At 47.6% G+C, this 26552-nt stretch carries 20 protein-coding genes; 8 read left to right on the top strand and 12 right to left on the bottom strand.

Translation table 11 applies throughout. The annotated features are described in order from the left end of the window. Nucleotide 1: 1 nt before the first annotated feature. The 10 genes from G441_RS0101910 to G441_RS0101865 form a co-directional block, all read right to left on the bottom strand. Nucleotides 2-847 carry an OmpA family protein gene (locus tag G441_RS0101910; protein ID WP_026374787.1) on the bottom strand — a complete coding sequence of 282 codons (846 nt, stop codon included), beginning with the start codon at nucleotides 845-847 and terminating at the stop codon, nucleotides 2-4. 9 nt (nucleotides 848-856) lie between these two features. Then, on the bottom strand, nucleotides 857-1189 hold the full coding sequence (locus G441_RS0101905) for an STAS domain-containing protein (protein ID WP_051275262.1): 333 nt from the start codon (nucleotides 1187-1189) through the stop codon (nucleotides 857-859). A 132-nt stretch (nucleotides 1190-1321) separates the two neighbouring features. Then, a complete protein-coding gene (locus tag G441_RS0101900) occupies nucleotides 1322-3124 on the bottom strand; it encodes a sugar transferase (RefSeq protein WP_276201936.1) in 1803 nt (600 codons plus the stop codon). Between the two features lie 5 nt (nucleotides 3125-3129). After that, on the bottom strand, nucleotides 3130-4221 hold the full coding sequence (locus tag G441_RS17685; RefSeq protein ID WP_034474121.1) for a glycosyltransferase: 1092 nt from the start codon (nucleotides 4219-4221) through the stop codon (nucleotides 3130-3132). Continuing rightward, nucleotides 4218-5747, bottom strand: coding sequence for a GumC family protein (locus tag G441_RS17680; RefSeq protein ID WP_205622150.1), 1530 nt, complete (start codon nucleotides 5745-5747; stop codon nucleotides 4218-4220). Before G441_RS17680 ends, G441_RS17685 begins: the two co-directional genes overlap by 4 nt. A 241-nt stretch (nucleotides 5748-5988) precedes the next feature. Next, nucleotides 5989-7119, bottom strand: a complete 1131-nt coding sequence (locus G441_RS0101885) for a glycosyltransferase family protein (protein WP_026374784.1) — start codon at nucleotides 7117-7119, stop codon at nucleotides 5989-5991. Then, a complete protein-coding gene (locus G441_RS0101880; RefSeq protein WP_026374783.1) occupies nucleotides 7116-7826 on the bottom strand; it encodes an acyltransferase in 711 nt (236 codons plus the stop codon). Before G441_RS0101880 ends, G441_RS0101885 begins: the two co-directional genes overlap by 4 nt. Next, nucleotides 7826-9193 (bottom strand): O-antigen ligase family protein, encoded by a 1368-nt coding sequence (locus tag G441_RS0101875; protein ID WP_026374782.1) that lies wholly within the window; start codon nucleotides 9191-9193, stop codon nucleotides 7826-7828. Before G441_RS0101875 ends, G441_RS0101880 begins: the two co-directional genes overlap by 1 nt. Further along, on the bottom strand, nucleotides 9186-10604 hold the full coding sequence (locus G441_RS0101870; RefSeq protein ID WP_026374781.1) for a lipopolysaccharide biosynthesis protein: 1419 nt from the start codon (nucleotides 10602-10604) through the stop codon (nucleotides 9186-9188). Before G441_RS0101870 ends, G441_RS0101875 begins: the two co-directional genes overlap by 8 nt. Next, nucleotides 10591-11766 (bottom strand): glycosyltransferase, encoded by a 1176-nt coding sequence (locus G441_RS0101865; protein WP_026374780.1) that lies wholly within the window; start codon nucleotides 11764-11766, stop codon nucleotides 10591-10593. Before G441_RS0101865 ends, G441_RS0101870 begins: the two co-directional genes overlap by 14 nt. Before the next feature lie 206 nt (nucleotides 11767-11972). Between G441_RS0101865 and G441_RS0101860 the strand changes: the two genes are divergently transcribed. The 8 genes from G441_RS0101860 (at nucleotide 11973) to G441_RS0101825 (ending at nucleotide 24490) form a co-directional block, all read left to right on the top strand. Then, nucleotides 11973-12917 (top strand): glycosyltransferase family 2 protein, encoded by a 945-nt coding sequence (locus G441_RS0101860; protein WP_026374779.1) that lies wholly within the window; start codon nucleotides 11973-11975, stop codon nucleotides 12915-12917. Further along, nucleotides 12890-13312 (top strand): response regulator, encoded by a 423-nt coding sequence (locus G441_RS0101855; protein ID WP_026374778.1) that lies wholly within the window; start codon nucleotides 12890-12892, stop codon nucleotides 13310-13312. Before G441_RS0101860 ends, G441_RS0101855 begins: the two co-directional genes overlap by 28 nt. Nucleotides 13313-13399: 87 nt before the next feature. Then, nucleotides 13400-16699, top strand: a complete 3300-nt coding sequence (locus G441_RS0101850; protein ID WP_026374777.1) for a transglutaminase family protein — start codon at nucleotides 13400-13402, stop codon at nucleotides 16697-16699. Nucleotides 16700-16721: 22 nt separating this feature from the next. Continuing rightward, nucleotides 16722-19292, top strand: coding sequence for a circularly permuted type 2 ATP-grasp protein (locus G441_RS17675; RefSeq protein WP_051275260.1), 2571 nt, complete (start codon nucleotides 16722-16724; stop codon nucleotides 19290-19292). Further along, nucleotides 19292-20167 (top strand): transglutaminase family protein, encoded by an 876-nt coding sequence (locus G441_RS0101840; protein ID WP_026374776.1) that lies wholly within the window; start codon nucleotides 19292-19294, stop codon nucleotides 20165-20167. The genes G441_RS17675 and G441_RS0101840 overlap by 1 nt, the downstream gene beginning before the upstream one ends. Before the next feature lie 69 nt (nucleotides 20168-20236). After that, nucleotides 20237-21649 carry a circularly permuted type 2 ATP-grasp protein gene (locus G441_RS0101835; RefSeq protein ID WP_026374775.1) on the top strand — a complete coding sequence of 471 codons (1413 nt, stop codon included), beginning with the start codon at nucleotides 20237-20239 and terminating at the stop codon, nucleotides 21647-21649. 13 nt (nucleotides 21650-21662) lie between these two features. Further along, complete coding sequence (locus G441_RS0101830; RefSeq protein ID WP_026374774.1) at nucleotides 21663-22583, top strand: alpha-E domain-containing protein; 921 nt, start codon at nucleotides 21663-21665, stop codon at nucleotides 22581-22583. Nucleotides 22584-22585: 2 nt separating this feature from the next. After that, a complete protein-coding gene (locus G441_RS0101825; protein ID WP_026374773.1) occupies nucleotides 22586-24490 on the top strand; it encodes an aminotransferase class I/II-fold pyridoxal phosphate-dependent enzyme in 1905 nt (634 codons plus the stop codon). 13 nt (nucleotides 24491-24503) lie between these two features. Here G441_RS0101825 and G441_RS0101820 read toward each other — a convergent pair whose 3' ends face one another. After that, a complete protein-coding gene (locus G441_RS0101820; protein ID WP_034474116.1) occupies nucleotides 24504-24980 on the bottom strand; it encodes a CIA30 family protein in 477 nt (158 codons plus the stop codon). A gap of 105 nt (nucleotides 24981-25085) precedes the next feature. Next, the gene (gene rmuC, locus G441_RS17670; protein ID WP_051275258.1) at nucleotides 25086-26552 is read right to left on the bottom strand and encodes a DNA recombination protein RmuC; all 1467 of its coding nucleotides are present in this window, start codon (nucleotides 26550-26552) and stop codon (nucleotides 25086-25088) included.

The following is a 26552-nucleotide window of genomic DNA, read 5'->3' as shown; positions in this document are numbered from 1 at the left end:
GTTACTCCTGCCCAGACTGTAAATGCGTCGTCCAGTGGCTAAGGGGCACTACTGGATTGGAAAAATCGTGACTATCACCGAGTGATAAGACAACCGCTTCAACACGCCTGTTAGACAGCCGTTGTGCCAGCGAATCTCCTTTTGAATAAGGTTGACTTTCGCCCTGACTCACGATGGTGAAATTAGTGGCATTGAGTCCATGTTCAAGCAGCGCATTTTTTACTTTTGTTGCACGGGCCAGCCCCAAATCTTGGTTAGTCTGGGGCTCTCCAACCTGATCGGTATGGCCAATAAGAAGAATAGATGTATTATCAAACGACAAGAGCAGTTCAGCAGCTTGTTTAATGCGTTGCTGATACTTCGGTGTCAGGTTGTCATCCGCAAACGCAAATTGATTGTCACTGTTTAATAAATTTTGAATTGATGAACGGATATCGACGTCCATAGCCGCTGCGCTGACCGAGTCTCCACACCCGGTATGCTTTTGAACGTCATCGAAATGCACTTGTAGTAAGTTGATTTGATGATAAAACACGCCCAAATCGTGTTCGGACTGGGCGTACATATTTGCAGTGAGTTGACGGGTGATCCTGGTCGCCATCAGTTTGGCCAGTTTAAGCCTTGCTGGCATACACTGCTCGATACCGCGAGCACGCATGATTTCAAGTCGCAAACGCAGGTGTTCCAAATCCCGTTTGAGATTATCGTAATTTTGGGTGTACCAGGTCGATTCATTGCCGTCATGATGGCGCAGAAAGTTTTCTCCCCAGCCACCCTGCCCTTGTTTAGGCCACATGGCACAGCCACTACTCATCATCGCGAACAACACTACCAATGCGTACTTCATCAGATGCTCCTAGGCCACATTGTTCATTGATACACGATTGACGGGGATAGCTCTGTCTACGTGCAGCATTGACATCAGCTTGAGTGGCTGGCCAGCGACATTAACCAGCTCCAAGTGTCTATTCTGCGCGCGTAATCTTTTGAACAGAAAAACAATGGCACCGATACCCGAGGAGTCTAAAAATTGGGTATGTAAGAAGTTAATCTGAATGTTGTCCGCTACGTCGTTAGCGAAATGATCGAGCTGCTCACGAGCTTTATCGACCTTAAAACAGTCGAATTCCTCAGGCAGTTGTATAACTAAGATATTGTTTTTCGTTTGGGTTTGCAGATTGTGTTGCATAACAGCCTCCTATTTATCATTACCAGTGGTAAATCAAATAGGAGGCCAACTTTTTATTTGTTTATTTTCAACACTTTATGATTTTTTGAAAATCATTATTGCAATATGCAACACATACATTTTGCAAATTGCCTACTGCCCTTTGGCCAGCAGAATGACCCTGACCGTGGCAAACATTATCGCTATTTCGGATTTCAACCATCGCAGTGGATTTGAGAGTGTCAGGCTGTATGCCATATCCCAGGCGAGTTTTTGGCGCATACCTGCAATATCATTTGGATAGGCATCATTCACCTGCGCAAGCCCTGTGATACCTGGTTTAATACCGTAGGTTCGTTCGCAAAACATGGGGATCTGAAACTCAAGTTGAGAGTGAAAATCGGGCCGTTCCGGCCTTGGGCCAACCAGTGACATCTCTCCTTTAAATACGTTCCATAGCTGAGGTAATTCATCAACTCGAGTCTTACGTAGCCAACGTCCAAGCGCCGTTATTCGCGGATCATCCTTTTGCGCCCACACAGCCCCGGTCGATTTTTCTGCATTCTGCACCATGGTACGAAACTTAATAACATGAAACAGAGAAACGCTGCGCTCATTTGCTAACCCAACACGCAGTTGCTTATAAAATACCGGCCCTTCTGATGTCAGTTTAACCAGCACTGCAGTAACCAAAAGTACCGGGCTGAGCAAAACAAGTCCGAATAGACTAAACATAATGTCAATACAACGCTTCATGATCCTGACCGACAAAGGTATGACATTGGTCGCGGATACTTTATCTGATCGCCATGAACAGGCATATCGACCCAGCAACCAACGTGTCACGCCCATAAAGGCGAACGCATAGTTTGTAACCAGATACTCTATTGAAGATAAGACCGGAATACGGCGTTCTCTATTACCTGTTGTCCATCTCAGTACAGACGGTAAACACGTAACCAACACCGCAGAGAGGATCATTCCCAGGGCGAGCTGGTCCCCTTTAACGGCTAATGTTGCCAGACTACAAGCTGCAGTAAAAAGAATGATTGGCATCACTGCTCGTAGCCCTTTACCGCTGAAAAAATTGAAAGCAGCCCAGCCATATCGAGGCTTAAGCATATTTTTCAGCATCCAGAGTTGTTGAATATTGCCGGCCCCAATCCGAATTCTGCGCTGTCTATCTGTCGATGCCGAGTCTGACTCCAGCTCAACGATACTCAGGTCTGGATCGACAACAGCCTGATAGCCCTTTTCAAGAGCCCGCATCGGCATCAGGAAGTCGTCATTTATGGTTTGCATCGGTACAGGTTCGACCAATTCAGCACGCATAGCGTACATGGCTCCTGGTACACCGATAACAGCGCCCAGCGCCCCTTCGTCGCGCTTCAGACGATTTTGATATTGCCAATATTTCTGCTGCTCCGGGACCAACGGTACAAGAAATTCATAGCTGCCTGACACAACTCCAACGGTTGGATCGTGAAATGCGCTGGCAACCTTTTGCAGCGCATCAATGCTCAACAGCGCGCTGGTATCAGTGAACAACAGAATGTCATAGTCTTGTTTATGCTCTGTGATCAACTGATTTAGGGTAGCGATTTTCCCCTGATTGCGTCGATTTACTTGCTTGCTACAACAGATACGCTGACGCAACAGGTCATTCATTGCTGCATCGACAATCATTTCGGTATTGTCTGTACAGCCGTCCAGACCAATATGAATATCAAAGCGGCCTGTCGGGTAATCCAGCATCGCCAGATTATCCAATTTAGCTCGGATGTAATCCTGCTCATTATAGGCACACATGAGCACACCAATTCTCGGATGCTCCACCAGTGGTGTTGTCACAATCGAATTTCGCTTTTTCCGTTTTGCAAGAAACTTCAAAGTGACTGGGTACAATACGTGGTGATAGATAAACAACGCACCACATAAAATTATGATTATCCACATAGCGCTCATGGCGCTTCTCCTATCAGGTTGCTGGGTGCGAATAACTGATCGTAACGTTCACACATTGTGCGCAAATCAATGCGCTTACGCGTCTGTTGATATTTTTCTGCCTGAGTCTGCCAGGTAAGGCTGTGAGCAAGCGCTACAGGCAAGGATTTATAGTCGTCTGCAGCCAGAATAATGCCTGCATCTTCACTGACAATTTCCGCAACACCACCAACGTTTGTAGATACAACCGGCTTATTGCTTGCTATTGCTTCCATGAGGGTTAATGGCAAACCTTCTCGCTCAGAAAACAAACAGAAGCTGTCAATTGCCTGGTAAAACTGCGGCATATTTTTACAGCTTCCTAACCAAAAAATGCGCTGTTCTATACCGAGCTCTGCTGCAAGAAACCGCAGGTAGTCACGCAAACTCCCATCACCGGCAAGCACAAGGCTAACGTCTTCAGGCAAACCCTGCAGCGCTTCAAGCAAGGCCTTATGACCTTTACCCGGTTCAAGCCGCGCCGCACATCCAATAAGCTTTTGAGATAATGGCAGCCCAAGCGTTATTCGAGCCGCTGTTTGATCTCCAGGTTTAAATGCAGTGGTGTCGATACCATTCAAGATAGTGGTAGGTACCTCAATACCAGATGTCGCTTTTACCTCCCGGGCAACCGCATCAGCGTCGGCAACCAATTCAACACGCGTCAGTGATGCGATCAGTTTAAACATCAATCTGTATCGAAAGGTGGTAAGAAACCAGGCGTCATGAATTGTGTGAATGTGTCGAACATGTGAGGTATTACGAAGCGCGAGCGACGAATAAATTAACGGTCCGATGTGGTGACTGTGTACCACGTCTATCTGTTCGTCCTTTATTAACCCCTGCAACTGCGTGGAAATATTGAGTTGCCAGCCTGGCCGCTTTTCCAGACAGACAAGCTTTACCCTCATGCCTCGTAATTGAGGAAAGGTAGCTAACGCCTCCTCTTTCGTTCCTTCAAGCGCAACCACTGTGGTAGTGACCGCAAATTGACTTTTATTGACGAGGTCCAGCACGACTTTTTCAAGTCCCCCCGTTTTTAAATGTTGCACAACCTGTAATACATTCATGATGGATACCCTCCGGGTGAATCTTCTCCTCGATGAGAGGAAAAGTGTGTAGGTGGCATTGTGGCAGCCACTGCATTATTTTTGCCCGCTTCAATAAGTGGCAAAATGGCAATAACCGGTCTTGAAATAAGCTTTTCAACGGTGACTTTATCTTTGATGGTCGGGTCGAGCATTTCAGCAACAAAAACAAACAGCAGCCCAGCAAATATGCCGAGGATGACACCGATAATGGCAGTAATGCTTAAGGGAGCGTTGATGGAACGGGTTGGGCTGTAAGCACGTTCGATTTGTTTAACTTTATCTGGTCCTTCATAACGTACCAGTTTGCCGGTTAATTTCGCCATTTCGTAACGAGACAGCATGTCTCGATACAAATCTGATTTAACTTCGTAATCACGCTCCATTTTGCGTAGTGTCTTATCAACGTCGCTAGACTGCGTAAGGCGTTGAGTCAACTCCTCCACCTGAGCGTCCAGCATCGCCATTTCTTCAAGTACTTGTGCATGCTGATTGCGCGCTTCCTGTAATGCCACAATTTGGGTGACTAAAAGATTAGGTTCGCCGTTGTGCAATTCACCAGGCAGCGTATTTGCAATCTGCCACAAGCGTTCAATGTCGATTTCCGCCATGTCATCTGCAGATTCAACAATTTCACCTTGTTTGGTTTTTAGTGTCTCAATCTGACGTTTTACATTAATGACCTTGCTGTGCTTATCGGTATAACGGGTTTTTAACAGTGCCAGCTCCGACTCTGCACGAATGATATTGTCTTCAAGTAATCCAAGAACCGGGTTTGCTTTACCCAGTTTTTTTTCCAGCATGTCCAGCCTGGCTTTGATGCCTGATAAATGTACTGACTTCAGCTGCCTCTGCGCCTCGACAGTTTGCAGCGTCTCCTGATTACTCATGAAAAGTTGGGGTAATTCGCTGCGATGCTGCTTACGAAATACCGCTAATTCACTGTCGGCTGCTTCAAGATCGGCACGCAACGCTTGCAGTTGTGCTTCAAAAAATTGCTCGGAAGTATCCAATGAGGTTTTTGTTGGTGCGAGCAGCTTATCAATAAAGGCTTCAACAACCTGCTCAAGGACATTCTTCATAATATGTGGCTCATGCCAGTTAAACTGGATTCGCACAAGCTCATCACCGACCATTGATATGGCCAGGTTCTGAGACAATTTCTCGTGGATTAACTCCTTCTCTAGCAGCGGCGTGGTGTCATCAACCAATCCGGTCTTGAGGGCGACCTCACTGATCACACCGCGGCTTAACACCAGCGTTTTCAGCGCATCAATACGATCTTTTAGCTCAAAGGAAAAAGACAGTTCATCCAAAAATGGATTAAGCAGTGCTGACTCTTCTAATAATACAGATGCATGGTTTATGTAGCGTTTTTCAGCCGTAGCACCGTGCAAAATAACAATGACAGGTAAAATCAAAAACGGCACAACGAAAAGGCGTATGCGGCGATACATTGCATATAGTGCGATGTAAAAAAGCCTGATTAGTTGCTGTCTTACTGTCATATTTCACCTTTATCGTTGCAGATTGCATTAACTCTTTGCAGATTCAGTCTGTGACTGCGTGATGATTTGCAATATGCAATAAAAACGTCGTTTTTAATTTGCTACTACACTGTTGTCGCAAGATCATTGCCAATAATTGAAAAAAGCCGCGAGGTTGCGGCTTTTGTAAAAAGATGATTGTTACTCAGAGACGCTAAGCACATCTTGAAAAAATGATCGACATGCTTAAGGGGTTGGCCAGTTACATAATAGCGTTAATATGTTCAGTAACTGTGCACGCGCGCTGTGACCAATCATGCTTTGCAACCCTTTGGCGCTGATTACGCTTTATTTGGTCACGTAAAGACTCAGAATGTAAAATTGCATTGTCTATCGCACTAATAAAGCCATGTGCATCATCCGCAATACTGACCAGGTCACGATATTTTTCAAGCGCTGGAAAAGATGTCGATACAATCGGCTGCCCCGCAGCAAGATACTCTCTTAATTTAAGAGGGTTACAGGCAGCTATTTGTTGATTGTGCTTAAACGGGATAAGCAGTGCTTGCCAGTGCTGTGAGAAGCTCGGTAATTGATGATGCTCAACAGCGCTTATGACATGAACATTTGGCAGCACTCGCAAAGAACTGATATCGGTTTTTACCGCACCGACAAGCATGATGTCATATTCTCTGCGCTTTTGAGCCAGCTCTGTGAGAAGCCCAACATCAACCCACTCTGAAATACTGCCATAGAAGCCAACCGTTGGCCTGTCTCGCTTAATGGTTGGATGCGGTGCGCAATCTGTGCTGAACAATGAATAGTCAACGCCATGCTCTAGCAGTACCGTTTTATCAGCTGGCATCTTTTTTACCAGTCGCTCACTTGCTGCGAAAATAATATTGGCTCGCGCGATCAACTTGGGCTCCCATTTCGCTATCATTTGTCGATCAACGCCGTCCAATGCCATGAAGTCATCGCCACAGTAATAAATAACACGATCTTCAGGCTCAATCTCAATCATTGAAATAGCAGTGGGTAGACTGAGCCAGTAAATGCGTTTTTCTCCCGACTTGCGCGGCCCGATCGCACGCATGACTTTGCGGGTATTGTACGCATTAACAGCTGCAACATTGTGCCAGGGTAAAACAGCAGGATTAATGACATTGAAATTTATATCCGCATGACCGTCGGTATTACTTCCGGAAGGTTTGATCAGCGTATATGCTTTATCAACGACACGCTTCATATCGCGACGATTTAATCCAGGCGCCCTCATGCCAACAGAGTTAACCCAGGTAATATCTTTTGACTGACTCAGGTATTTAGCCAAATGCTGCGTGCTGCTCGGGTGACGCCCCCAGTCTTCACCAAAAACAATCATTCTGTTCATGACTGTTCTCCTAATTGCTTAACGACTTTCGCCGGATTTCCCGCAACTATACAGTTCTCAGGCACATCTTTTGTGACCACTGCACCTGCAGCGACAATACTGGCTCGCCCCACGCGAACACCAGCAAGTATCGTCGCACCGGTACCTACCCACACGTCATCTTCGAGAATAATATCTTTTGCTTGCTGATCGGTTTCTGGCAGGCCCCGACGGCGGTCAGCGGCATCGATAGGATGTCCTGGGAACCCGGCAAGAAATACCTTTCCGGCCAGTCTCACATTATCCCGAATATCGACAATCGTGCCGACAGATATACTGTTCTGCCAGCCAATATCGACGTTATTACCAATACGTAGCTGTGGTGTCTGACTCGCCACCGAACGGCCGCAAAATGTTGAAATGCCGGATATGCGAGTATTATCACCTACTTTTATGTCTAGCTTACCAAGGATCTGTGGCATACCGCTGTAGAGGTAAAGACCTTTAGGTTTAGAACATAATTGGGTTTTAAACATGGGCGTGTAATAAAACACTCTGCTGATAAAACCCATCAATCCCACCACACTTCGGTGCATCACCAACAGCGGCTTAAACACAGCTCCAATGGCGGGTACTGAAGGATTCCGTAATGTATAGAAAGCCTGTCGGCATAGCTTGGCAAATAACGATTCATCGTATTTCACCCACTGCGTGATTGTCTGCTGCATTATCTTATCTCCTGAGCAATTGACTGGCTCTGTGCATAGCGTTCAAATGCAACTGCCAGGCCAAGAATGATGTAGAGGGGCCAGGTAAACGCCTGAGTAAGAAAGGTTCCAGACACGCAAAACGCCAGCATGCCTGCCTGAAGTGATTGATTAACAGCGAGCATCGAAGGTCGCTGCAGCACGACTGGCATATGCTGTGTACGTCTGAGTATTCTGAAAATGGAAACGATCAGCGTAATAAATAATACCAGTCCAACAAAACCGGTTTCTGCCAATACTTGAAACCAGGTGCTGTGCACAGCATGATTTTTGCCATCCCAGTGTGGACTGAAAAAATAGTAATTTGCATAGAAGTTATCAATGCCTACACCGGTCAAAGGATTGCTTAACGCCATATTGAATGCGGCCTGCCAGGCATACAGTCTGCCCATGGCAGAAGCATCAACGCCTGCCTCCGCCTCTCCACCACTTTGCCTGTCACCTATACCAGCCACTATCGCCAGTAACATAATGCCAATGAGTCCTGCGGCGCCGGTAATGTATATATTTCGCACCCGCTGATAAAAGAAGTATCCCAATACCGCGCAAATCCCCAGCAGACCTCCCCTGCTCTGAGTGGCAATAATGCCACTGATGGCCGTGATTAGGCCTATAGTCGCTAGACAACGTCGAAAGTTACTGGCCCCCTTGTTAAACACCTCCGCTGCAAGGAATGAAACGGGAAACATCAATACCAGGGAAAGATCGTTAGGATCGCCCAGTTGGGAGCGCAGGTCTCTTGAGATGGAGACACGGGTGCCCTCCACCAGGCCGATCCCGTTGGCTTTGTTATACAGCGCGACACAAGAAACAGATACACCGGATAACATGATCCCCAGACGAATCCATGCAAACGTCGCTTCGTCTCTAATCCACCAACTGATTGCATAGACCATGATAAATACTTTGGTTAGCGTGCCGCTCCAATAGGCGATCGCTAACCCCGTGTTGATGGCCATGAAAGTCGAAACGGTTAACCAGCCAAACATCATCGCAAATATCAGCAAACTGCTATGCCAGTGCGGCTGCAATCTTTGCGTCACGATTAAGTGCCATGCAATCCCTACTATCGATGCGAGGGCAAAAAGTTTGGGGAACTTAAATGGCATCAAAACTGGAAACGCTTCATGTAACCTGAAGTACGAGAACAGAATAAATAAGACCAGGAACAAGCCGCTAATTCTTACTGCCATGGTCGCTGCTAACGGTAAAGCGAGAAGCGCAAAAGCAATTAACACCCCACCGGCCTGATATGCAGTGCTGATTAACAAGGTTCCCAATACACCAATTGCCCATTGTTTATGGCTGTTTGAGGTAAAATTAACCATGAGACTGTACCTGCTTGTAAAAGGAACATGCCCGTAGCGTCACCTTTTTAATAAGTGGGGTGAGTAAATGTTGATAGTGCAGCGTAATTGAAATGCCATGACAGAGGATGGATATAACTAACAATCCGAAAAGTTCATGAGTAGACGCCAAAAAGGCAAGCAGAAGCCACACCCACATTAGCAATACACGGTAAAACTCGTAGGGCTGATAGAGTAAGTATTGGCTGATTGTCAGAAACAGGACTACACGCACAACATTGGCGATGACCATCGCCATTAACACTCCGGCTAACGACCAGAACTCTACCCACAACAAGGCTAATACAATCATGACTGCGGCTGACATGCAGTTAATCGCTACCGGCGCGCTGCCTCTCCATTTCACAAAGCAGCCGAAATTCATAAATTCAGACTGCTGTCGCAACACGGTGATAAGACAAATCCAGGGCAGCCACTGCAGTGCCTGCAGATACTCTTCGGGCACCAGATGCACCAACATAAATGGCATAACTGCCATAATAAATAGTGCCGCAACGCCTGCGAGTTCGGTACCTAGCACGGAAAATAAAGGATTATTAATTTCCGGCTCCGACAGGCTCCGGTGCCGACGTGCAAACCACCACATCTTAAAAGGCTCGATAGAAAGTGAAACAGCAAGGCCAAGTTGGGCGGCAATAAAGTAGCTGGCAAGTGCAACGGCACCAATGTGCGCGGCGATGATCCATTGTTCAATGCCCTGCAAAAAGAACATAGTGCTCGATGACAGCATCATACTCAGCGCATATTGCCAGTATTGACCAACAGTAAACGTCGATTTAATTGATAATAAGTCACGGTAATGCCACATCAGGAAAGCCGCACAGCATGCACTGGCTGTTGCGCCGGAAATTAAATTAGCATCAATTCCCAGACCTAAATGCAGCAGCCAGATAGTCAGTGCACTCTGCAAAAATGTATGGGCAACAACGACTCCACAAAAACGCTTGGCTTTACCTCTCAGTCGCCACATAGCGTATGGGACGGTGGTGATTGAGGCACAGCCAAGATTGATAATAATCAGGCAAAATTGTTGTGTAGTAACTGGCAGAGGAAAAAGTGGTACCAGCCAATCAGACAACAACCACAGCGATAGTGCTGCAATAGTGCAACCCGTAACAGAAACCGAAAAACACCATGTAAATACGCGCTTCTGAGCGGATTCTTCAACAGACGATGCGAATCGATAAACGACCTCACCAAGGCCAAACATCAACACAACACCCGCAATGGAGGTGAAACTGCTAAGCAAATTAAGCACGCCATACTGCTCAGCCTCAACAAAAGCGGTTACGATTGGTAGCATGACGAAGCTTGTGCCTCTCAGCATCACGATAGCGATCGCATAAAAAAGCATTGATTTAGTGGCTGACATGACATTCTGCACTTTCAATCAATGCGGACAACTTCGCGGCCTGTTTGATATAACAGAAATGCTCCTCGACTCTGTTTCTGGCCGCCTGTCTCATAATACGTATTTCGGTATTACTTGCTTGCCATAATTGCTCGATAGCATGTCGCAGTTGTGCGGCATTCTTCGACTCAACCAACCAGCCGCTTTCATGGCTGACAATCTCTTCACATCCCATAAATCGTGTTGTGATCACTGGAATCCCCATCGCCATTGACTCTTTTAAAACAACAGGTCCGGTATCGCGATCACCATTGCTTGCCTCGCAGAAAGGCGCAATCAGCGCGTCATAGTTTGCGGTCTCTCGCTGTAACCATTCTGGTGGTCTGAACCCTTTAAAGTTGACGTTTGTATCGATCCCTAGCGCTACACATTGCTGCTCCAGACTCAAACGTAGTGGGCCATCACCAACAATATCGAGAGTAGGTCTCAACAGTGGGGGCAGCGCTGCAATGGCTTCAAGTGCAATAGAAAGTCCCTTTTTCTCTACCAAACGTCCAATAAACAACAATTTCAAATTCGTGTTCTGTGGGCGTGGATGAACAGCAAACTGTGTCACATCCACACCGCAGTGAATGAGCGCTACCGATCTGTTTGTCAGTGCTCTGAGACGCGATTGCATATCTTCACAAACCGCAACGGCAAACTGACATTCACGCAATTTGACTGCCAAATCGACAGGTGTTTGATAGATATCGTGACCGTGTCCCACGCTTGATACGCCCAGTGAAAACAGATTTCCTGCGATCACCGAGTGAGCCAATGACGGGCCCATAAAATGGCTATGAAGATGTTCACAACCATGCTCGACAGCAGCCATCCCTAGCCTGGCACCGTAACGAAACAATGAAAGACGAAAGGCTCCCTTCTGTCGAAAGCACACACGCAATGTCCGAAAAAGAGCAAGTAAACCATTGCTGAGTAGGAAAGTTATCGATGGGTCTTGCGATGCTTTTAAGTCGATAACCGTTAGGTCATCTGGCAGTGCTACCTTAGTGTCTTTATTAAATCCAAAGCAAAATACCGTGACCTTATGCCCAGCTTTCATTAGCCCTTTGATTTCAGTTACAACAAATGTCTCTGACGCGACAGGGAAACTGGGAACGACAATACCGATGTGCTTCATGAAGACCTCAAACATTTACGATTGTGTAAGAGATACTTCAATTACTGTGCCGCTTAATTTCGTGCTCTTAAGGCCTCAATTTCACGCATAATGCAAAATAAAAGAGGATATTCATTGCATTATGCAATTTACACGCGGTTACAGCGTTAGATTCCGATGGCACAGACTTTGCGATGTTTGCTTGGTCATCTATTCGGAGTGCGAAAATGAATACACAACTTTCTGTAATCATTCCCAACTATAATTGTTTGCAGTACCTACCCAAATGTCTTGATAGCGTCTTTTGTCAGTTACCCAAACATTGCGAAGTCATTGTGATTGATGATGGTTCGACTGATAACAGCACAGACTGGTTACACGAGCGCCAGCTCATCAATTTGCAACTCAGGGTACTGAAACAACAAAATCTAGGCGTTGTCGCAGCCAGAAATTTTGCCATTCAAGAAGCTCATGGCGAATGGGTAGCATTTCTTGATGCGGACGACTTTTGGTATCCAAACAAAATCGGGCATCAGCTTCGTTACATGCAGCAGAACAAAGGGTGTGTAATGAGTTTTACCAACTACGATCATGTTGATGAAGATTACCAATACATTATCGATTGTTTCAGCTACTGGCGAGAGGTGACATTACCCGTCACACGACACAATAACTTTAATGGTCTAAGGGATCCTCTTGATACGTTGTTAGCCACCAATCTTGTCGGTACGTCTACCGTCATGGCGCGTAAGGATGCCTTAATCGCATGCGGTTTATTCGACCCGTCGCTCAATTCAGCCAGTGACTGGGACATGTGGTTGAAACTGGCGTCAGCAGGTCACATTGCGTACAACAGTCATGTTCAGATGGGGTATCTTATGCGTTCTGGATCGATTACTTCAAACCGACTCAACAGACTAAGCGCAATGCGCACCATCATAGATAATGTTTGCCGAAACGCGCAGCCCTCAAGTCATGCAGTGAGAATTGCGGAAGCGAAGGTGTGCGAAGGCTACGCAGAATACTACCGGGAGCAAGAAAACTACAGTAAGGCGATAAAACATGGCGTACTAAGCTTTGTTAATGCGCCTTATTTGCGTACCTTCAAGCATCTGTGCTTAGATATCAAAAAAGCGCTTTTACCATGGAGAACGCTAAGTTGGAGCCATTAACACTTGCCATCGTTGACGACGAGGATGACATTCTTAGCGCGTTAAATCGGACATTACGTAAGCAGTTCAATGTCATGACGTTCTCCACAGGTCAGGCTTGTCTTGACTATTTGCAAGCACATAACGTGGATATTTTGCTGTCAGATGTCAGGATGCCGCACATGGATGGCTTTGAATTAATGGCAAAAGTGAAGACGCATGACCCAAACATTGTGCGGTTGTGTTTTTCTGGCTACGCCGATATGGAGGCGTGTCACAAAGCCATTGATGAAGGACTGTTTGAATTCATCATCGCAAAGCCCTGGGATAATTTTGAGCTGAAACAATTATTAAAGGTATACGCTGAAAATATCCGACTCCGTCAACAGATAAAATCAATGACATCAGCAAATTAGCATTTCCTTTCGCTCATTTAAGGATTGCACTGCAATCCTTAATGGCTCTATCCTAGTAGCTTACCTTACGTCAAAAGGGAGGCTCTCATGACCATCACTGTAGGGATCACTCATCATACGGAGTACCACTACGACAAAGCGATAAACATGGCGCCCCACACATTTCGCCTGCGCCCCGCTGCACATAGCAGAACGCCGATTGAAAGTTACTCTCTGAAGGTATATCCCGAAGACCATTTTATCAATTGGCAACAGGATCCTTTTGGCAATTATCTGGCTCGAGTCGTGTTTCCGGAAAAGACGAAGAAGTTCTGGTTTACTGTCGACCTCGTCGCTGAAATGACGGTTATTAACCCGTTTGATTTTTTCCTGGAATCCTACGCAGAAAAATTCCCGTTTGACTATGAATCTCGCCTAAAACGAGACCTGACTCCTTATCTGGAAACTGATCCTGCATCTGATGCATTTCAAAACATGATAGATGCACAGCGTCCAGATGAGCCGCAGGCTACCGTAGATTTTCTGGTCAGCGTCAACCGCAGCGTTTATGACCTGATTGAATATGGCGTGCGCATGGAGCCCGGCGTACAAAGCGTTGACGAAACGCTCGAGAAAAAAGGCGGCTCATGCCGTGATTCCGCCTGGCTTCTGGTGCAATTATTCAGACACCTTGGTCTTGCCGCTCGCTTCGTTTCCGGTTATCTGGTGCAGCTGGCACCTGATGAGAAATCTCTGGATGGTCCGTCTGGTCCTGAACAGGATTTTACTGACCTGCATGCATGGTGTGAGGTGTACGTACCGGGTGCCGGCTGGATCGGGCTTGATCCTACCTCAGGCCTGTTCGCTGGTGAAGGGCATATTCCTCTGGCCTGCACGCCAGAGCCTTCTTCGGCTGCACCGGTAACAGGCGCCATCGACAAATGCGAATCAACGTTTAGTTTTTACAATAAGGTTCAGCGCCTTAATGAGCCTCCTCGTGTGACCAAGCCATTCAGCGATACGCAGTGGTCGGCGATAAACCAACTTGGTGAGCGTGTTGACGAAGAGCTGAAAACGCTCGGGATCACACTGACGATGGGCGGTGAGCCCACCTTTATCTCCATTGATGATATGGAAAGTGAGCAATGGAACACCGCTGCCGATGGACCAGAAAAACGTGTCCTCGCCCACCACATTTTTATGCGTATGGTAGATACCTTTACCAAAGGCGGTTTCAGGCACTACGGGCAGGGCAAATGGTATCCAGGTGAACCACTGCCACGTTGGCAATACGCGTGTTACTGGCGAAAAGACGGTCAGCCTTTATGGCAAAACCCGTCATTGCTGGCGGATATCAATGACAATGCAGACTATTCAGTAGAGGATGCCAGGTCCTTTACGGCAAGCCTTGCTCATCAGTTGGGCCTTCCTACCGATACCGTCGTGACTGCCTATGAGGATGTACTTTATCACCTTTGGCAGGAAGGGAATTTGCCTCAGGATGCGTCGCCCAAGCAGCCTGAATTACTACATGCGATGACGCGTAAGGGGTTTCTGGCCAAACTGGAACGCGGATTGGACAAACCAGTCGGTTTCGTTATTCCACTTGCTTTTGACAGTCAGTTTGACGGCTGGCAAAGCTGTCACTGGCAGTTCAGGCGTGGGCACTGCTTCTTATTGCCGGGAGACTCGCCGCTTGGCTATCGATTACCGTTGAGCAGTCTCGGCCAGCCGAACATTTTGCCTGACCGTGACCCTGCAGATATTCCGAATACATTCCCCGACATTCCAGCGCAGCGCGGCTATGTCTCTGAGAGTCAGGTGCTGACTGCCATGTGTGTTGAAGCACGCGACGGTAAACTGTTTATTTTTATGCCACCGTTAAGTCATTTTGAGCACTATGCCCTGCTCTTACAAGCAATTGAACAGGTCGCATCAGCGCTCAGCCTGCCCGTTGTATTGGAAGGCTACACGCCGCCATTTGATAGCCGTATTGAAAAGTTTGCTGTCACTCCGGATCCGGGTGTAATTGAAGTAAACGTGCACCCTGCTGTTAATTGGCAGACGTTGGTTGAAAACACACACACCCTTTACGGGTTGGCTAGAGAATGTCGACTCGGTACTGAAAAGTTTATGCTGGACGGACGTCACGCGGGAACTGGCGGCGGCAACCATGTCACTATGGGTGGCCCAACACCTCTGGATAGTCCATTTTTGAAGCGACCTGATATCCTGCGTAGTTTCATCACTTACTGGCAACATCACCCCGGCTTGTCGTATCTGTTCTCGAGCCTGTTTATTGGCCCAACGAGTCAGGCGCCTCGCGTCGATGAAGCCCGCGATGAAACCCTGTATGAACTGGAGATCGCATTTTCACAAATGCCCACGGGTGAGGTCCCAGCGCCATGGCTGGTCGACAGATTGTTAAGACATTTGCTAACCGATCTGACCGGCAACACGCATCGCGCCGAGTTCTGTATCGATAAACTGTATAATCCTGACTCTGCAACGGGTCGCCTTGGATTAGTGGAGTTCCGCGGTTTTGAAATGCCACCCCATGCACGCATGAGTCTGATGCAGATGCTGTTGCTACGCACATTGTTGGTGTGGTTCTGGAAACAGCCTTACCATAAGAAACTGATCCGCTGGGGAACCGAGCTACACGATAGATTTATGCTGCCGCACTATGTGAAGCAAGACATTGCCCAGGTCTGTCAGGATCTAAACAGTGCGAGCTATTCAGTGCAGCTTGACTGGTTTGAACCATTCTTTGAGTTTCGATTTCCGCGCTGTGGCAGACGCGAGGTGGGAGACATCACCCTGCAACTGTTTAGCGCGATTGAGCCCTGGCACGTGTTGGGAGAAGAAGCGACAGGTGGCGGCACAGCACGCTATGTTGACAGCTCACTGGAGCGCGTGCAGTTGACGGTATCGAATATGCACAGTGACCGATACATGGTCACCTGCAATGGCCGCAGGTTACCCCTAAAGGAAACTAATATTAAAGGTGAATTTGTTGCCGGCATCAGATTTCGCGCCTGGCATCCGGCCTCAGCATTACACCCGACTATCGGTGTGCATGCTCCCCTGGTATTTGATGTGTATGACAGCTGGGCGGGACGTTCACTGGGCGGCTTTACTTATCACGTCAGTCACCCGGGCGGACGCAACTTTGCGACCATGCCTGTCAATGCGTTTGAAGCCGAAGGCAGACGCATTGCACGCTTCTGGGATCACGGCCACACGCCTTCGATTATGGCCAGAGATCTGCCTGAATGGGCGCCCCATCTGGCAACCCAACGCATGACCGAGCATGATGGCGACAGTGACTTCGTTTTACCTCCAGAAGAGTCGATAAATGAAGAATATCCTTTTACACTCGACTTACGTCGTCCACCCATCCTGTAATGTTGCATAGGCTCGCAAATTTATGACCAATGACCCGGCTTCATTGCCAGACTGGCTTGGTAACTATATTGCCAATACCGGCGCAGAACTGCTTCAGGATGAGTCGACGCAAGCTCTATATGACCGGCTGGCGGGTTTAAATGGTGACGAGGTCAATTTTCGCGCCAATGAGATACGACGTTTACTACGTAACAGTGGCTTTGCGGAAGCAGATGAGAATCAGCGTTGGAAGCTGGATCCCCTGCCCTTGCTGGTATCTGCTGATGCCTGGCAAACCTTATCGGCAGGCATTGAACAGCGTATCAGGCTGTTAAATCAGCTTGTGATTGATTTAAACGGCACCAAGCAAACGCTGACCACCGGCAGTATTCCTGCGTCCTTACTAATGCGCCACCCCTACTATCTACCAGAATGTCAAAACCTGATGTCTGGAAAACAGGGCATATTTCTGACGGCGTTTGATATCGGTCAGGACAAAAGCGGTCAGTTTTATGTGCTCAATGATCACTGCCAGTTCCCTCGCGGTTTAGGCTTACTGTTAGAGAACAGGATTGTCGCACGTCGGGTAATGAGCGAAGAATTTGCCGAGTGCGGTGTACAGCGCATAGCAGGATTTTTTGAACAGCTGCAGATTGCCATTAATCAGGCGGCCACCCGCCTCAACGATCCCCGCGTCGTCATATTGAGTCGAGGTCCGGAAGATCCCTATTATTCAGAACAAGCCTATCTCGCTACCTATCTTGGCTATACGTTAGTTCGCAGTGCCGACCTGACGGTGAGAAAAGGTCAGGTCTGGTTAAAAGCACTGGATGGACTGCGCAAAGTAGACGTTATCCTGCGCTGGATTGAAGACCGATTCCTGGATTCTCTGGAACAGGTTGAATATTCAGAATATGGCATCCCCGGCCTGCTGCACGCGGTACGTCAAAAGTCGGTTATTTTGCTTAATCCGCTTGGCAATGGACTGGTACAGATACCGGCAGTACGCAATCATCTCCAGGATGCGGCAAGTTTCTTTGGCCATGCCAAATTGTTATTAAAGCAACAAGAAACGTTTGCATTCGAAGATGTGCAGGCACCTAATTACGACCAGTATGAACTGCTTAGCTACATTGATCCGGCACTTAAGCTAAATGGCATCAAGGATGACGCAACGATACAGCGTGTGTTGGAGCAACATCAGCAAAGCGATCTGTTCTGGCGAAAAAAAATACAACTGACCGAGGCGCCGTTCTGGCATGCCGGTAAACTGGTCGCCAAACCTATTATTACCCGCTGTTATGCGCTGTTACATAACGATCAGGTAAGTTTGTTGCCCTCAGCGCTGTGCTACACCCCATCCAGTGCCAATAAAAACGGTAAAATCGAGATAAAAGATACCTGGGTCCAGACCATCGGCCCACACCTGCCTGCATCAGCAACCCAAGTTCAGCTGCCACGACGTGCAGCGGATTTGGCACTAATGGAAGGCCTGTTACCCAGCCGCACCGCCGAGAATCTATATTGGTTGGGCTGTGCGCTGGAGCGGTGTGAAGATTTGGTGAGGTTGCTTCGACTGTTTATAGACCGATTTACCGAATTGGCAATTTATCCCGATCCTTGCCACAAAAACACCCTCATCAGGCTTAAAAGCGGCTTGCTCAATCAGTCTTTACTCTACCCCTATCATCAGTTTGATGAAGCGTGGCTGGAAGAACAGCCAAATCTGGGTGACAAAGCGCTGGTGATCCAGTTAATGCAGGATGACACACTTGCCGGCGGCCTTAATGCCAGTATGAATATGGTGGCACAGAGCGCCCTGCAAGTAAGAGAGTTGTTGTCTTACGACAGCCTCAGGATAATCGAAAATATTGAGGAAGAGCACAGCCATCTCGCCAGTATTGTTAATTTAACGCCGACTCACAGTCTGCAGAGTACTCTGGACAGAACCATTGAACTTATCATGGCCTTTAATGGTTCGATATTAGACAGCCTGTCGACCAGTAATGGCTCTTTTATGCTGGAAATTGGACGACGCCTAGAGCGATGTACCCAGTTGGTTGCCATGATCCAGACAATGCTGCGCACGCCGTTACCAGATGCAGAACAGCAAAGTGCGCTTGAGGCAGTATTGGTTGCACAGGTCAGTTCCGTGACGCACCGACGTCGATACCGAATGTATCAAAGTGTCGATACTGGTCTGGAACTGCTGCTGTTGGACGCGGAATACCCCCGTTCGCTGGCCTATCAGATTGAACAATTAGCCAAGCTCTGTAAGTGTTTGCCAAGTAAGAATAAACCGGGGTTTCTGACCACTACAGAAAAAATTCTGTTGCAGCTTCGCGCCAGTTTTGCGCTGGCCGATCGCACCACGTTTAGTGTGTCTGAGAATAACTCCCGAACCGGTCTGGCAGCATTACTGGAAAGCGTATCGTTGCACTTACAAAAGTTTACCGAAATGCTGCATACCCAATATTTCAGTCATACCAAGGTGGCAACCAAACTCAATTGGTCTGGCACAGGTTCGCCGGTGCCAACTATCGTTACCGAGACAGATGCCGGTGTTGATGTGCCGGCACCTGTGATGAATGCTAATCAGGGTGAGGATGTGTAATGAAATATCAGATCCGCCACGTCACCACGTATCGCTACACAGATAAAGTCAGCCTGACCCAGAATCATGCCCGACTCACGCCGTTGAACACATTTCAACAACAGTGCCTGTCGAGTGCCGTTACCATCATACCAGAGCCAGATTATCAGGTTTCATTCCAGGATCATTTTGACAATATCGTAACGGTGTTTGAGATCCCCACCCTGCATGAAGAGATGCAGGTTATCGCTACCAGTGAGGTAGACTTGCAGGGCGTGCCCATCCAGGGACTGTTTTCACACCAGGTCAACTGGGAATCAGTGCGCGACCAGATTAAATATCCTGCAGATAACGCCATGCTACAGGCCCTGACGTTCAGTCTGCCAACACGTCTCACGCAGGCCAACCAGGATATACTTAATTACACGCTGGCATCGTTTACGCCCAATCGCCCTATTGTCGAAGCATGTGACGAACTGATGGCCAGAATATTTGCTGATTTCACATTCGATCCCGCGTTTTCAACAATTAATACGCCGGTCAGTCATGTGTTTGAGCACAAGCGAGGCGTATGTCAGGATTTTGCCCACCTTACCCTGGCATGCATACGCAGTATCGGACTATCAGCCCGCTATGTGAGCGGTTATATCGAGACCCTGCCGCCGCCTGGTCAGGAAAAGCTGACTGGCGCTGACGCTACCCATGCGTGGATATCCCTGTTTGTACCGGGCTCTGGCTGGATTGATTTTGATCCGACCAATAATTTAAAGCCATACGATCAACATGTTACGCTTGCAGTAGGCAGAGACTTTGCCGACATCACGCCCCTTAAAGGTGTCATGTTCGGTGGCGGTAATCAGCAGCTCGACGTGTCAGTGGATATGAATCGAATATAAAAGGAGCGCAAAGTGAGCAAGCAAACGCAAAGCCAGTCACAGTCCGTCGACTTATCAGGCTATGACGGTGTGAACTTTTATGATGAGTTGATTGACGAAAATGGCAAACCACGAGAGCACGGCAAAGTGCTGATGGATTACCTGTCGCAATTATCGACCAGCGAACTCAAGAGCGCACAGGACGCGGCGGATTTAGCAGTGAAAGAGATGGGCATTACCTTTACTGTGTATGGTGAAGGAAGCTCAATAGACCGCTCCTGGCCAATCGATATTATTCCGCGCATTATCGCCAACCGCGAATGGAAGCAGATAGAAGCGGGGCTGAAACAGCGTGTCAAAGCGCTGAACATGTTTATCGATGATTTATATCACGATCAGAAAATCATCAAAGACGGCGTATTCCCCAAAGAACTGCTGAGCAAATCGGTTAACTTTCGTAAACAATGTGTGGGTATAACGCCACCGGAAAATATCTGGGCGCATATCTGTGGCTCTGATTTAGTCAGAGATAAGGACGGCACCATGTACGTACTGGAGGATAACCTTCGCGTGCCCTCCGGTGTCTCATACATGCTAGAAAACCGCTCTGTTATCAAACGCGTGTTTCCCGACATGTTCGAACAAATGGATGTGCTGCCCGTCAATGACTACCCATCGCAGCTGTTTGATATGCTTGCCAGCCTGTCGCCTCGCCCGCTGGACAAACCCGAAGTTGTCGTGCTGACGCCAGGCATATACAACTCCGCCTATTTTGAGCACTGCTATCTGGCTCAGGAAATGGGTTGCGAACTGGTGGAAGGTAGAGATTTAGTCGTCGAGCGAGATGACTGTGTGTATATGAAAACCATTCAGGGCTTGCGTCGGGTCGATGTAATTTATCGTCGCATTGACGACATGTTTTTGGATCCTGAAGCATTTCACCCCGACTCAATGCTTGGCGTTCCGGGGCTTATGCGAGCCTGGAGCAAAGGCAAGGTGACACTGGTGAATGCACCTGGTGCTGGAGTGGCGGACGACAAGGTTGTGTATACCTATGTACCAGACATGATCCGTTATTATTTAAGCGAAGAGATCAAACTGCCTAATGTCGACACCTACCGCTGTTACGAGCCGGATGACTTCAAATATGTTGAGGCGAATATCGACAAACTGGTCATCAAACCGGCTAACGAGTCCGGTGGCTATGGCTTGTTAATTGGTCCTAAATCAACCAAAAAGCAACAACAGGAAACGCTGGCGCAAATCAAGGCCGATCCGCGAAACTGGATCGCGCAGCCCACATTGAATCTGTCGACGGTGCCAACGATCGACGGAGATAAAATTGAAGGGCGGCACGTCGACCTCAGGCCCTTTATTTTGTCGTCTGGTCAGAGTACCTATGTGACTACCGGCGGATTGACGCGAGTCGCATTGGTGAAAGGCTCACTAGTGGTGAATTCATCGCAGGGCGGTGGCAGCAAAGACACCTGGATTGTGGATTAAGGAGGCACGCATTATGTTATCAAGAGTAGCAGAAACCCTATACTGGACGGCCCGCTATGTTGAACGGGCAGAAAACCTCGCGCGCCTGATAAACGTTAACAATTTATTGCTGATGGATTTACCGAAAGGCGTGTCTCCGGGCTGGGAGCCACTGATTGACATCATTGGTAATCGCGAGACGTTTGAAGAGATTTATTCTGATTTCAGTGAAAAAAACGTGCTGAAGTTCCTGACGATCGACAGTCGCAACCCCTCCTCCATTATCAATTCATTACAGTATGCACGGGATAATGCCCGTACCATACGCGATGTCGTGCCCAGAGAGATGTGGGAAGCAGTAAACAGGCTGCACATGTCAATGAAGGAAAATAGCAACAGCTTTTTAAGCAAGCGTGGACGCTTTGCCAGTCTCAAAGAAGTCATCAATCAGACACTGCTCATTTTCGGTACCATGGATGCCACCATGAGTCATGATGAAGGTTATTTCTTCTGGCGCTTCGGCTCTGCACTCGAACGGGCAGATATGACATCTCGGATCATTGACGTGCGCTCATCAAGTATCAAGGATGACCATATTGCCTTGCCGTTTGAAAATATTCAGTGGATGAGTGTGCTTCGTTCATTAAGTGGCTACCAAATGTACCGTCAGAAGATGGGCGTGCGCATACGCCCCGGTGATGTACTGAAATTCATGTTGCACGGCGAGGAATTTCCCCGCAGCGTTATGTTTTGCCTGCACAAACTAAAAAGTTTATTTATCAATGTGCCAGACAATGCGGCTATGATTGAGCGCATCGACCACAGTATTACTGAGCTTGAGAAACAACCCGTCGCGAACCTGCAAGGTAAGGCGCTGCATGACTACATCGATGAATTACAGATTGATTTAGCAGACATTCACCAGCAGCTCTCGGAGCAATATTTTTTACATTAACTATGACACCAGAATTTAAAATACTGATAATTGAAAAAGATGAGTCTCCGAATACTTTACTACAACAACATCTTGAAGGAGCAGTGCAAGCGTTTCGACGCAGTGACGTAAATATTACGATACTGACTATCCCTACCGTCTCCTTGGCGTTACAAATGGTTAAGGACGATGGCTGCATTCAAGCCATAGTGTATAACTGGTCAGGGGGTCAGAGTAGCGATGATGATAACGCCACAGTAGTCAATTCTATAAAGCGTATCCGCCATGAATTACCGGTCTACGTTGTCAGTAGAGATTCTGAGGGTCTGGATATCGTCAATCAGACGCAAGGCGTGGAAGCATTTTTTTACCATAGCGATGTCGTTGATGATCCCGAATCTATGCTTGGCTATCTGCTCAACGACTTTGACGATCGCGCGGAAACCCCCTTCTGGAGTGCCTATCGAAAGTACGTCAATGAATCTAACGACTCTTGGCACACACCCGGCCATAGCGGCGGCGCCAGCTTCCGTAACTCGTCTTATATAAACGACTTTTATCAGTACTTTGGCCGCAATGTATTTGCCAGTGACCTCTCAGTCAGCGTTGATTCTCTTGGGTCGTTATCGGACGGCACACATGCGATTGGCCGAGCGCAGCAACTTGTCGCCAATACCTTTGAAGTGCAACATTCGTATTTCGTGACTAACGGCTCGTCAACCTCAAATAAGATCATTTTGCAGACCTTACTGCGTCAGGGAGACAAAGTGATCGTGGACCGTAACTGCCATAAATCCGTGCACTACGGCATCATACAGACACAGGCAATGCCAATCTATCTGGATAGTGTGATGGATCCAGACTTAGGCATATTTGCACCACCTCGCTTACAACAGCTGCGGGATGCCATCCAACAACATCCGGATGCCAAGCTTATCGTGCTGACGGGGTGTACCTATGACGGCCTGTTGACCGACCTGAAACAAGTGGTGGAACTGGGTCATCAACACGGTATGAAAGTGTTTATTGACGAAGCTTGGTTTGCTTATTCGTTGTTCCACCCTCGCTTCAGGGATTACTCTGCTATTCATAGCGGTGCAGATTACATCACACACTCTGCGCACAAAGTGGTGTCGGCTTTTTCTCAGGCCTCATACATCCACGTCAATGATCCCGACTTTGACAAAGATTTCTTTAAAGAAATTTACAGCATCCATACCAGTACTTCTCCTAAATACCAGATCATTGCGTCGCTGGATGTGTGCAGAAAGCAGCTGGAAATGGAAGGCTATAAGTTATTAAATGAACTGCTAAAAAACGTCGGCGAGTTCAGGCAACAAGCAGCCAAATTCAAGCAAATAAAGGTATTAGATAATAAAGATTTCAGTGAGGTGTTCAGTCATTTCGACGAGGACAATATGGGCCATGACCCGTTAAAGATCCTGATTGATGTCTCTGGATTGGGCTATTCAAATCACGAAATACATTCTTTCCTGATGGACGAAGTCGGACTGGAAATTGAAAAGTTCACGCACAGCACCATGCTGGTGCTGCTCACACTAGGCGGCGTACGTTCAAAAATTGTACGTCTGTATAACGCGCTTAAGAAATTAGATGATGGTGTCAGCAGGCTACGGCGCGGTAAACAAAAAGTATCCAAACCTGATATCGTGCCGCCTATTGAACTTGAAACCTTACCATCATCGGCATTTTTCGCTAAACGAGAATCGGTACCCTGGCAACAGAGCGTTGGCAGAATCGCGGCAGGTCTGGTTACCCCCTACCCTCCAGGCATTCCGCTTTGGGTGCCGGGCCAGCGTATAAAACAAACCCATATCAACTATATTCAGCAGTTGGCAAGCCAAAAACTGACCGTACAGGGCATGTATGACGGTGAAGTCTACGTAACAACAAAAGATATCGACTAACTGATTGCGCATCTTATTGTTCAACAGATTTGACGCGCAGCTCAAAGCGGCCTGGTTTTTTGTCCGCGAGTAGAAAACCTATGCTTATGACTTTTTCTAGGTCCAGTGGCGGAGCACCATGAACGAACCTGCCCCTCCACACGGGAGTAAAATCTCGCTCAGAAAATGTATGAAGTGACCAGTCAAACGTCGAGCGAAACTCAGCTCGGTAGGAGATTCGTTCGGCACCCAGCATCCTGAGTCTGAGCTGATAGATCCGGCCATCTCCCAATGCGCGGAGTGTAACATCCTTGCCCGTTTTCATATCAAGCCTTTCGGGTGAACGCCAAACGCTCGCAAAACCCCCGTTATTTTCCAGACTCAATTCGCCACTGAATACCATTTCATTTTCAATGACAACAATTTGAGAGGTAGACACTCCTCCCATAACGGTATCGTTTGACACATACCACTTGTGTTTCTCAGCTAAGTTTTCGAAATTAATCTGCATCGCGTACGACGAAAATGCTACAAGTGCGCAAAAAATTAAGGAACACAATATCTTCATAAGAAGTATTACGCAGAAGCTCTGAGTGCGGTTTCGTTTGCTTCTTTACTAATCGGTTTCTTCCGCCTGTTCACCTGCGGCCCGTTCCAACAAAGCAGCATCAATCTTCTTGTTGCTTTGCACACCGAGCTGGCGAAACTGTTCTGTTTGCCTGACCAGGTTACCTCTTCCAGTGCTGAGCTTGGACATCGCGCTGTCATAATTCTTTTGTGTTGACTCTATCGCGCGTCCGACTTTCTCCATATCAGCTACAAAACCATGAAATTTGTCGTACAACTTCGCCGCTTTATCCGCAATGAGCTGAGCGTTTTGATTCTGGTATTCATATTGCCAGATGTTGTTAATGGTGCGCAGTGCAACCAATAAGTTCGTTGGGCTCACCAGCATTATGTTGTTATCAAGCGCCAGTTTTACCAGGTCGGGGGCTTTTTCAATCGCTAACATAAACGCAGGCTCAATAGGCACAAACATAAGAATGTAATCCAGCGTGCGCACGCCCTTCAGAGATTGATAATCTTTTTTACCCAATTCTTTGATGTGGTTACGCAGCGACGAAACGTGTTCTGTAAGGTACTTTTCGCGGGCAGTTTCATCTTCCTGCTCATTAAAAAAACGCTCATAGGCAGCTAGAGAGACTTTAGAGTCGATCACCACGTCTTTATCGTTCGGCAAATGCACAACTACATCGGGCTGATATAACTTGCCACCGTCATTTCGCAGGGAAACCTGGGTATCGAACTCATGCCCCTCACGCAGCCCAGACTCTTTGAGTATGCGCTCCAGTACGACCTCGCCCCAGTTACCCTGCTGCTTGTTATCGCCTTTCAGCGCTTTAGTCAGTGCCGCCGCTTCCTGGGTAATTTGCTGATTCAACTCTTTTAATCCCAGAATTTCGGTTTTCAGTGACGCACGCTCCTGTCCTTCTTTTACGTACTGATCGGTCACCTGTTTCTTGAAGCCTTCAATTTGCTCTTTAAGTGGTGTTAGCAGCGCGTCTAATCCCGCTTTACTTGTCTGCTGAAAAGATTGATTTTTTTGCTCAAAGATTTTATTGGCGAGATTTTCAAACTGCTCCTGTAAGCGCTTTTCAGAATCTTTGAGTAAAGTCAGTTTCTCTTCATTGTTTCTGGATTCCTGTTCAAACTTCGCCCTGTCAGCTTCTGCATTGGCGCGCAGGTCCGATAGTGCAGCTTGTACCTCGCTGAGTTTGTCAGCCAGCTGCTGCTTTTCCTGTTTCAACGACGGTATCGATTCTGCCAGTTGCGCATACTGACCAAGCTGCTGAGACGTTTCCAGTTGTTGCTGTCGCAAGCTGTCAATTTTCTCGAGCAAATGACTATTTTCCTGCTCCAGATGCTCTCGCTGTTGCTGCTCAAAACCAAATTGCTGTTGATGTTGTTCAGCCAGCCTCTTTCCCGTACGCGACTTCGATATGGCATAGCCAATGACAAATGCAATAAGACCAACAAGGATGAAAACAAACAGGGGCTGAGGATCAGCGAGAAATTCAGGCAT

Source organism: Aestuariibacter salexigens DSM 15300, assembly GCF_000429145.1.
GTDB classification, from domain to species: Bacteria; Pseudomonadota; Gammaproteobacteria; order Enterobacterales; family Alteromonadaceae; genus Aestuariibacter; species Aestuariibacter salexigens.
This window is presented reverse-complemented; position numbering and strand designations above follow the sequence as displayed.

Bases quoted from the DNA above. Each gene is read 5' to 3' on its own strand.
- G441_RS0101910 (WP_026374787.1), bottom strand. From the start codon at position 847: ATGAAGTACGCATTGGTAGTGTTGTTCGCGATGATGAGTAGTGGCTGT.
- G441_RS0101905 (WP_051275262.1), bottom strand. From the start codon at position 1,189: ATGCAACACAATCTGCAAACCCAAACGAAAAACAATATCTTAGTTATA.
- G441_RS0101900 (WP_276201936.1), bottom strand. From the start codon at position 3,124: ATGTGGATAATCATAATTTTATGTGGTGCGTTGTTTATCTATCACCAC.
- G441_RS17685 (WP_034474121.1), bottom strand. From the start codon at position 4,221: ATGAATGTATTACAGGTTGTGCAACATTTAAAAACGGGGGGACTTGAA.
- G441_RS17680 (WP_205622150.1), bottom strand. From the start codon at position 5,747: ATGACAGTAAGACAGCAACTAATCAGGCTTTTTTACATCGCACTATAT.
- G441_RS0101885 (WP_026374784.1), bottom strand. From the start codon at position 7,119: ATGAACAGAATGATTGTTTTTGGTGAAGACTGGGGGCGTCACCCGAGC.
- G441_RS0101880 (WP_026374783.1), bottom strand. From the start codon at position 7,826: ATGCAGCAGACAATCACGCAGTGGGTGAAATACGATGAATCGTTATTT.
- G441_RS0101875 (WP_026374782.1), bottom strand. From the start codon at position 9,193: ATGGTTAATTTTACCTCAAACAGCCATAAACAATGGGCAATTGGTGTA.
- G441_RS0101870 (WP_026374781.1), bottom strand. From the start codon at position 10,604: ATGTCAGCCACTAAATCAATGCTTTTTTATGCGATCGCTATCGTGATG.
- G441_RS0101865 (WP_026374780.1), bottom strand. From the start codon at position 11,766: ATGAAGCACATCGGTATTGTCGTTCCCAGTTTCCCTGTCGCGTCAGAG.
- G441_RS0101860 (WP_026374779.1), top strand. From the start codon at position 11,973: ATGAATACACAACTTTCTGTAATCATTCCCAACTATAATTGTTTGCAG.
- G441_RS0101855 (WP_026374778.1), top strand. From the start codon at position 12,890: ATGGAGAACGCTAAGTTGGAGCCATTAACACTTGCCATCGTTGACGAC.
- G441_RS0101850 (WP_026374777.1), top strand. From the start codon at position 13,400: ATGACCATCACTGTAGGGATCACTCATCATACGGAGTACCACTACGAC.
- G441_RS17675 (WP_051275260.1), top strand. From the start codon at position 16,722: ATGACCAATGACCCGGCTTCATTGCCAGACTGGCTTGGTAACTATATT.
- G441_RS0101840 (WP_026374776.1), top strand. From the start codon at position 19,292: ATGAAATATCAGATCCGCCACGTCACCACGTATCGCTACACAGATAAA.
- G441_RS0101830 (WP_026374774.1), top strand. From the start codon at position 21,663: ATGTTATCAAGAGTAGCAGAAACCCTATACTGGACGGCCCGCTATGTT.
- G441_RS0101825 (WP_026374773.1), top strand. From the start codon at position 22,586: ATGACACCAGAATTTAAAATACTGATAATTGAAAAAGATGAGTCTCCG.
- G441_RS0101820 (WP_034474116.1), bottom strand. From the start codon at position 24,980: ATGCAGATTAATTTCGAAAACTTAGCTGAGAAACACAAGTGGTATGTG.
- rmuC (WP_051275258.1), bottom strand. From the start codon at position 26,552: ATGCCTGAATTTCTCGCTGATCCTCAGCCCCTGTTTGTTTTCATCCTT.